The organism is Kosakonia quasisacchari, assembly GCF_004331415.1.
Lineage (GTDB): Bacteria > Pseudomonadota > Gammaproteobacteria > Enterobacterales > Enterobacteriaceae > Kosakonia > Kosakonia quasisacchari.
In genome coordinates this window covers 1-7,649 of sequence record NZ_SJOP01000044.1, presented here as the reverse complement: position 1 = coordinate 7,649, position 7,649 = coordinate 1, and the positions used below count along the sequence as shown (strand labels likewise).

Below are 7,649 nucleotides of genomic sequence, written 5' to 3'. Positions count from 1 at the left end.
TAAACCGGTGGTTGTGAAGAAATTCGGTGGAGCGGTAGTTCAGTCGGTTAGAATACCTGCCTGTCACGCAGGGGGTCGCGGGTTCGAGTCCCGTCCGTTCCGCCACTTATTTTAAGAGCCGCATCTCTAACGAGATGCGGTTTTTTTTCGTCTGTTATTTCTATAAAAAGGGCAATCGCGCCCTTTTTACCGTATGTCACTCCCAGCGTTTCAGCAGCAGGCTGGCGTTAACGCCACCAAATCCAAAGCCATTTGATAAGGCATAACGCATCTCCAGCGGCTGCGCAGTAAGCGCAACTAGATGCAATCCTTCTGCCTCGGCGTCAGGGTGATGCAAATTCAGCGTTGGTGGTACAACTTGATCACGTAAAGCCTGGATAGTGAAAATCGCTTCAATCCCGCCTGCCGCGCCTAGCAAATGACCCGTTGCTGATTTTGTTGAGGTAATTGCAACCGGAGCGTTACCAAAAAGCCCCTTAATCGCCGCCAATTCTCCTTTATCACCGACCTGAGTTGAGGTCGCGTGTGCATTAATATGCTGAATATCCGCAGTGGTAACGCCAGCCTGGCGAATGGCTGCTTCCATGGCACGACGCGCACCGTTACCATCTTCCGGGCCTGCTGTCAGATGGTACGCATCCGCGCTGGTTCCGTATCCCACTAGTTCTGCCAGCGGTGTAGCACCACGTGCCAGCGCATGTTCCAGAGATTCGATAACGAGCAATCCGGCGCCTTCTCCCATTACAAAACCATCACGATCGCGATCAAAGGGTCGCGATGCTGTTGTTGGTATGTCGTTAAAACTGCTTGATAGTGCTCTTGCCGCAGCAAAACCGGCAAGACTAACCCGGTGTATTGCCGCCTCACTGCCACCGCACAGCGCAATATCCGCCTCACCGCTGCGGATCATTCGCGCGGCGTCACCGATTGCCTGCGCCCCCGCGGCGCAGGCGGTAACCGGTGCGCCAATAGGTCCGCGAAAACCATGCGCAATTGAAACATGCCCGGCAGCGAGGTTGGCGAGGAAAGAGGGGATTGTAAAAGGGGAAAGTCGACGTGGCCCACGATCGTCCGTTGTGCGCACGGCATTGGCGATTTCGTTAAATCCACCGATCCCGGTCGCAATCACTGTGGCAGTACGATCTTTTTCTGCTTGATCCTGTGGGAACCAGTTCGCCTGCGTCAGGGCTTCTTTTGCCGCGACCAGCGCAAATTCAATAAAACGATCCATTTTTTTGCGCTCTTTGGCTGGAATAGCCACTAGCGGATCAAAACCGTATTGCGGATCCTCTTCAATAGAAGGAACCTGGCCTGCCACTTTGCAGGGAATATCGTCGACCATGTCATCTGCAAGCCGCGAAATCCCTGATGTTCCCTGCACTAGCGATTGCCAGACATGAGATACGCCGCAACCCAGCGGGCTGACAATTCCCATTCCTGTTACCACGACGCGTTTTGTTGAAACGCTCATAATCAATTCTCCTGAAATATCACGCTGTTTGCGGTTTTTTCATTAAAGGAACCAGCAGCGCAGCGATTAAAAAACCTAACATGATCAGATAAAAAGCATCTGAAAACGCTTGTGTCCGAGCCTCTCGCAACGTGATGGCCGAAAGGTTTTTTAGTGCAGCACTGCTGGCGATATCGGGTGAAATTCCCTGGCTAACCAATCTGCTGGCGCTGCTCTGAACGAATTCTGTTACGGAAAGAGAGGCATTATTGAGATGATCCGCGAGGCGGCTGTAGTGCAAATTGGTTCGGTCATTAATCACGGTGCCGCACAAGGCGATGCCAATCGCGCCGCCCAGATTGCGCATCAAATTGAACAGACCAGATGCCAGTTTCAACCGTGTCGGCGGCAGGCTGCCAAGCGTCAATGTGACCGTCGGGGCAACTGCAAATTGTTGCGCCAGGCCGCGAAATGCTTGCGGTAACAGAAGTTCTTGTGCGCCCCACTCATGCGTTAGCGGGATAAAGCTGTACATCGACACCGCAAATCCGAGCAGCCCCGCCATCAGCAGCCAGCGTAAATCGACCCGATTCGCAAGCCACGCATAGAATGGGATCGACAGCACCTGAAAAAGCCCAGTGGAAAACACCGCCAGACCAATTTCCAGTGCGCTAAAGCCGCGCACCGTGCCAAGAAACAATGGCGTTAGATAGATCGTAGCAAAGATGCCAACCCCCGCCATAAACGAGAAGTAGCAGCCCAGCGCGAACGTTCTGTCCTTAAGCGCACGAAGATCCATTACCGGCTGCGTATGGCGTAGCGTGCGAATAACAAAAAAGATGCCGCACAGCAACGCAACCCAGCCAGTCAGCGCTAAGGTATTGTCATCAAACCAGCCCCAACGTGGGCCTTCTTCAAGGGTGTATTCCAGACACCCCAGCGATACCGCAAGCAGCAGGATGCTCAGGTAATCCGCGCCGCGTAATAGCGACGGGTTTGGCGTATCAATTTTTACCAGTAGCGGTACAGCAACGGCGATGTAAATCCCCGGTACGATGTTGATATAAAACAGCCAGTGCCAGCTGAAATTCTCGGTTATCCAGCCACCGACGGTGGGGCCGAGCGTCGGCGCCAGCGAGGCTAGCCCGCCAATCGTTGCAGCAGCGATGACGCGTTGTTTTCCCTGGAAAAAAGCAAAGGCGGTGGTGAAAACCAACGGGATCATCGAGCCGCCCGCCAGCCCTTGTAATGCGCGAAAAGCGATCATACTTTGGATATTCCACGCCCAGCCGCAGAGCAGGCTCATCACCGTAAACCCGGCGGCGGAGGCGGCAAACAGCCAGCGCGTAGACATCACCCGTGCCAGCCATCCCGAGAGAGGAATAATGATGATCTCGGCGATCAGATAGCTGGTTTGTACCCATACGGTTTCATCATCGCCGGCAGAAAGCCCTCCGCCAATATCACGTAGCGACGCCGAAACAATCTGGATATCAATCAGGGCGATAAACATACCCACACACATTGTCGCGAAGGCAAACACTTTCTGACTTACCGGCATAGAAATGCCCGGTTGCAGCGGTACAGCATCGGTGGTGCTCATTGCGCGCTCTTTTCGTCAACGGTAACGATGACAGAAAACCCCGGGCGCAATACGCCGAGTTTTGCAGCTTCGCCCTCCAGCGCGATACGAACGGGCACACGCTGGACGATCTTGGTGAAATTTCCGGTGGCGTTTTCTGCCGGGAGAATACTAAATCGTGAACCGGTCGCGGGGGAAACGCTGAGAACATGGCCGTAGAACGTTCGACCCGGCATCACATCCGCCACTATGGTCGCGCGTTGGCCGGGAAGCATGTGGGCTAGCTGGCTCTCTTTGAAATTGGCTTCGACCCACAAGCCTTCTGCGGGAACCAGAGAAAGCAGTTGCGTGCCGCCGCCGATGAAGGAGCCGGACCAGGCCCGGCGATTCCCTACGACGCCATCGAACGGGGCGCGGATCTCGGTATAGTTCAGGTTTAATTTCGCGATTTCAAGATTCGCCTGGGCTTGCTGCAGCGCGGCTTGCGTCTGTTTTTCTCGTGCATCAAGCACAGCCAGTTGGCGCATGGCAACAGCGTTGTCTGCCTGCGCTTTGCTCTCCTGCGCACGCGCCTGGCGATAATCGGCAGCCGCATTTTCCCGTACCTGCGCAGAAACGGCACTGGACATGACCAGCGCGCTGTATCGGCGATTGTCATTGGCCGACTTATCACTTACCGCTTTGGCAGCAGCCAGCGATGCTGTTGCGCCTTCAATGGTCGCCAGTTGCAACTGGCGCGTTGCGGCAATATCAGCCAGCGTCGCCTGCTGTGCAGCTACTTCACCGGCGGCTTTCGCCAGTGCGGCCTGGTAATCTCTATCGTCGAGGCGGATTAAAAGATCGCCCTTTCTGACCCGCATGTTGTCCTGTACGGCAATCTGTTGGACATAACCGGACACTTTACTGGAGATAGCGCTGATATCGCCACCCACGTAAGCATCGTCGGTGGATTGTATAAATCGTCCACTTTGCCACCAGTACGCGCCGTAACCCGCAACGGACAATAGCGCTGCGGCTAACAGCACCAGGGTGAGCGCCTTTTTCTTTTTACTGAGCGTCATCATCGCGGCTCACATAGTGAAGTGGGGCGAATTTTTGCGTGTTATCGCCAGCGTGTTTGCGTTGTAAATAATCGTGGCGGTAATGGATAACCGGTGCAGCCGCCGGGCCAGGCATCAGGGCATATTTCTCCGGGGTGATGGTTTCGCCGGTTGCTTTATCAATGAGGATGGTCTCGACCGGGCGTTGTGTTTCACGCTCGACTAACTGTATTTGCGCGCCTTCTGGCGAGAAATAACGGTTTCCCCATTCCGCCAGTGCGAGGATCACCGGGCGAAAATCGCGCCCGAGAGCCGTCAGGTGATATTCATAGCGCGGCGGTGTTGTGCTGTAGCTCACTTTTTCCAGCAGCCCGTCATCAACCAACTCTTTCAGGCGACGAGAGAGAATGTTGGGAGCGACATTGGCGCTTTTCTGGAACTCATCAAAACGTGTGAAACCGGCAAAAGCGTCACGCAGGATTATCATGCTCCAGCTGTCACCAATGCGGCCTAAGCTACGGGCAATGGGGCAGGGAGCGTTGCAAAGCGGTTCATTTCTCATGGTCTGGCCCGGTTACTGATTAGATTCTGTGTTCACGGTGACATAGTGACTTTCAAAATGCAAGTGACTAGCTTTACGCCCTGAATTCCTTACTTTTGCTTCTCTGGCAAAAAACCTCTGCTTTTTCGCCTCTTTTTCCCCTTGCTGAAGCGGGGAATAATCAGCGCAACGAAACATTACGAAATCAGAAAGAGGAATTCTTATGGCTATCCCTGCATTTGGTCTTGGCACCTTCCGTTTAACTGACGAAGCGGTTATCGCTTCTGTGAAAAATGCCCTTGAGCTGGGTTATCGCGTGATTGATACCGCACAGATCTATGGTAACGAAGCTGCCATTGGCGAAGCGCTGGCTCAGAGCGGCGTTGCGCGCGAAGAGCTGTTTATCACCACCAAAATCTGGACCGAAAACCTGGGCGCAGACAAACTGATCCCCAGCCTGAAAGAGAGCCTGAAAAAATTAGGCACGGATTATGTTGATCTGACCCTGATTCACTGGCCGTCTCCGGGCGCGGCTGTGGCCGTTGATGTCTCTATGCAAGAGCTGATGAAGGCAAAAGCGCAGGGGCTGACACGCCAGATTGGGGTATCGAACTTCACTATCCCGCTGATGGACCAGGCCATTGCCGCTGTGGGTGCGGAAAACATCGCCACGAATCAAATTGAATTGTCGCCGTATCTGCAAAACCGCAAAGTCGTTGACTGGGCGAAACAGCACGGTATCCATATCACGTCTTACATGACGCTGGCATACGGTAAGGCGCTGAAAGACGAAGTGATTGGGCGTATCGCACAGAAACATAACGCTACGCCGGCGCAGGTTATCCTGGCATGGGCAATGGGCGAAGGGTATGCGGTGATCCCGTCTTCAACCAAGCGTGAGAACCTGGCAAGCAACCTGCTGGCACAGTCGCTGAAACTGGATGCAGAAGATAAAGCGGAAATCGCGAAACTTGATTGCAATGACCGTTTGGTCAGCCCGGAAGGCCTGGCGCCGAACTGGGATTAATCGAGAATGCAACGGGAGCGTAATGCTCCCGTTGTTGTTATTGCGGCAGGTGTTCGCTGATAAAATCAATAAAGGCGCGAATACGCGTACTCACCGCCCGGTCGCTGTAATAGACCGCACTGAAGGGCATCTCCACCGGCAGGCGTTTATCCGCCAGCAAATCCACCAGTTCCCCACTTGCCAGCTCTTTATCAATCATGTAGTCCGATAAGCTGGCGATGCCGTTGCCGCTCAGACATAAATGTTTGAGTGTTTCTCCGCTATTTGAGGTGATATCCGGCGTGGCTTCAAACAATTGACCATCGGCAGAAGCAATCGGCCAGATGTTAAGGGAGACCGGTTCGGTGAAACCAAGGCACACATGGTTGCGCAATTCTTCTACCGTTTCAGGCTTGCCATGGCGAGCGATGTAGTCCGGTGAGGCGATAATTTTTCGATAACTCTTGAACAGCGGGCGGGCGCGCAGGCTGGAGTCAGTTAATTTACCCACGCGGATTGCCACATCCACTTTACGCTCAATCAAATTGATAAACGTTTCGCTTGAGACCAGGGACAGACTAATTTCCGGGTAGCGTTCACGAAACGGTTTAATCAGCGGCATGAGGAAATGCAGCACGACCGGCGTCGCCGCATCAATGCGTAGTGTGCCGCGCGGCGTGGATTTTGTTTCCATCACCTCTGTTTCTGCGGCCGCCATCTCCTGCAATACACTTTGTACGCGGCGGAAATAGCGCTCGCCTTCTTCGGTTAAACTGAGCTGGCGCGTGGTGCGATTAAGCAAATTAACGCCCAGCTTGTTCTCCAGTTTTTTTACGGCACGGCTAATCGCCGAATTCGCCTGACCCAGGCGTTCCGCTGCCCGGCTGAAGCTGCCGCTTTCGACAACAGCAACAAAAATCGCGAGTTCTTCTGAGGTGGTTTTCATTATTGCCTCTGTAGCAACACTGCAACGATATTATTCATCCATACGCTATTTAACCATGTTGAAGCCTGCGATGCCACGCACGCGCGGCGCTGGCGGCATTAATAAGCGCTCACTAACTATAACCGGGGGTTTTTCTGCCGATTGTGCGTTGAAAGTGTGCGCTAAAATCCCTATAACTGAATGACCACCCGGGAGCCGGGTGTGGAAATCAATGAGGTTTGAAGCCGAAAGTGCCAAAGAATACCTATGCCATGCGATATGTTGCCGGACAACCAGCGGAGCGAATTTTACCGCCGGGGTCCTTCGCGAGCATCGGCAAAGCGTTACCTGCGGGTGTACCTTTAAGCAGCGACGAAAAAATCCGCGTACTGGTATGGAATATCTTTAAGCAGCAGCGTGCCGAGTGGTTATCGGTGTTGCAAAGTTTCGGCAAAGACGCTCATCTCGTGCTATTACAGGAAGCGCAAACCACGCCGGAACTGGTCAGGTTTGCGACCACTAACTATCTTGCTGCCGATCAGGTTCCTGCATTTGTGTTGCCGCAACATCCCTCTGGAGTGATGACGCTTTCGTCCGCGCATCCGGTCTATTGCTGCCCGTTGCGTGAGCGGGAACCGATTTTACGCCTTGCGAAATCAGCGCTGGTCACGGTGTACCCACTGCCCGATTTACGTAACCTGATGGTGGTGAATGTGCATGCGGTGAACTTCAGTCTGGGCGTGGATGTGTACAGCAAGCAACTGCTGCCGATTGGCGATCAGATTATGCGCCACGCCGGGCCTGTGATTATGGCGGGGGATTTCAACGCCTGGAGCCGCCCGCGTATGAATGCGCTCTACCGCTTTACGCGCGATATGTCGTTGCGACAGGTCCGTTTCACTGATGACAATCGCCGCCGTGCCTTTGGGCGCCCGCTGGATTTTGTTTTCTATCGTGGTTTGAATGTGCAGGAAGCGTCAGTGCTGGTAACACGCGCATCGGATCACAACCCGCTGCTGGTGGAGTTTACCCCTGGCAAGCCGGCAATCCATGAAGGGTGATAAGCCAGAGGGCAAAAAAAAAGCACCGTGGGGAAACGGTGCTT

The 7,649-nt window shown here is 53.9% G+C and carries 7 protein-coding genes and 1 tRNA gene; 3 read left to right on the top strand and 5 right to left on the bottom strand.

Features of this window, described 5'->3' with window-relative positions:
* The first annotated feature begins 28 nt into the window (after positions 1-28).
* Positions 29-105 (top strand) — tRNA-Asp (locus E0L21_RS24300).
* Between the two features lie 91 nt (positions 106-196).
* Here E0L21_RS24300 and fabF read toward each other — a convergent pair.
* From fabF to E0L21_RS24280, 4 genes are read right to left on the bottom strand one after another with little or no spacing between them, the layout of a single operon-like run.
* Positions 197-1,471: a beta-ketoacyl-ACP synthase II gene (fabF, locus tag E0L21_RS24295; protein ID WP_131413788.1), complete on the bottom strand. Its 1,275-nt coding sequence runs from the start codon at positions 1,469-1,471 to the stop codon at positions 197-199.
* A gap of 19 nt (positions 1,472-1,490) precedes the next feature.
* Positions 1,491-3,053, bottom strand: coding sequence for a DHA2 family efflux MFS transporter permease subunit (locus E0L21_RS24290; RefSeq protein WP_131413787.1), 1,563 nt, complete (start codon positions 3,051-3,053; stop codon positions 1,491-1,493).
* Positions 3,050-4,093: an HlyD family secretion protein gene (locus E0L21_RS24285; RefSeq protein ID WP_131413789.1), complete on the bottom strand. Its 1,044-nt coding sequence runs from the start codon at positions 4,091-4,093 to the stop codon at positions 3,050-3,052. Before E0L21_RS24285 ends, E0L21_RS24290 begins: the two co-directional genes overlap by 4 nt.
* Positions 4,080-4,634 carry a winged helix-turn-helix transcriptional regulator gene (locus E0L21_RS24280; RefSeq protein ID WP_131413786.1) on the bottom strand — a complete coding sequence of 185 codons (555 nt, stop codon included), beginning with the start codon at positions 4,632-4,634 and terminating at the stop codon, positions 4,080-4,082. The genes E0L21_RS24285 and E0L21_RS24280 overlap by 14 nt, the downstream gene beginning before the upstream one ends.
* A 202-nt stretch (positions 4,635-4,836) precedes the next feature.
* On the opposite strand from E0L21_RS24280, the gene dkgB reads away from it, so the two are divergent.
* Entirely contained in the window at positions 4,837-5,640 is an 804-nt protein-coding gene (gene dkgB, locus E0L21_RS24275) for a 2,5-didehydrogluconate reductase DkgB (protein WP_131413785.1), read from the top strand.
* Between the two features lie 37 nt (positions 5,641-5,677).
* Here dkgB and yafC read toward each other — a convergent pair whose 3' ends face one another.
* The gene (gene yafC / locus E0L21_RS24270; RefSeq protein WP_131413784.1) at positions 5,678-6,565 is read right to left on the bottom strand and encodes a DNA-binding transcriptional regulator YafC; all 888 of its coding nucleotides are present in this window, start codon (positions 6,563-6,565) and stop codon (positions 5,678-5,680) included.
* 230 nt (positions 6,566-6,795) lie between these two features.
* Here yafC and E0L21_RS24265 point away from each other — a divergent pair, with 230 nt between their 5' ends.
* Positions 6,796-7,605, top strand: a complete 810-nt coding sequence (locus tag E0L21_RS24265) for an endonuclease/exonuclease/phosphatase family protein (RefSeq protein ID WP_131413783.1) — start codon at positions 6,796-6,798, stop codon at positions 7,603-7,605.
* Positions 7,606-7,649: the final 44 nt, after the last annotated feature.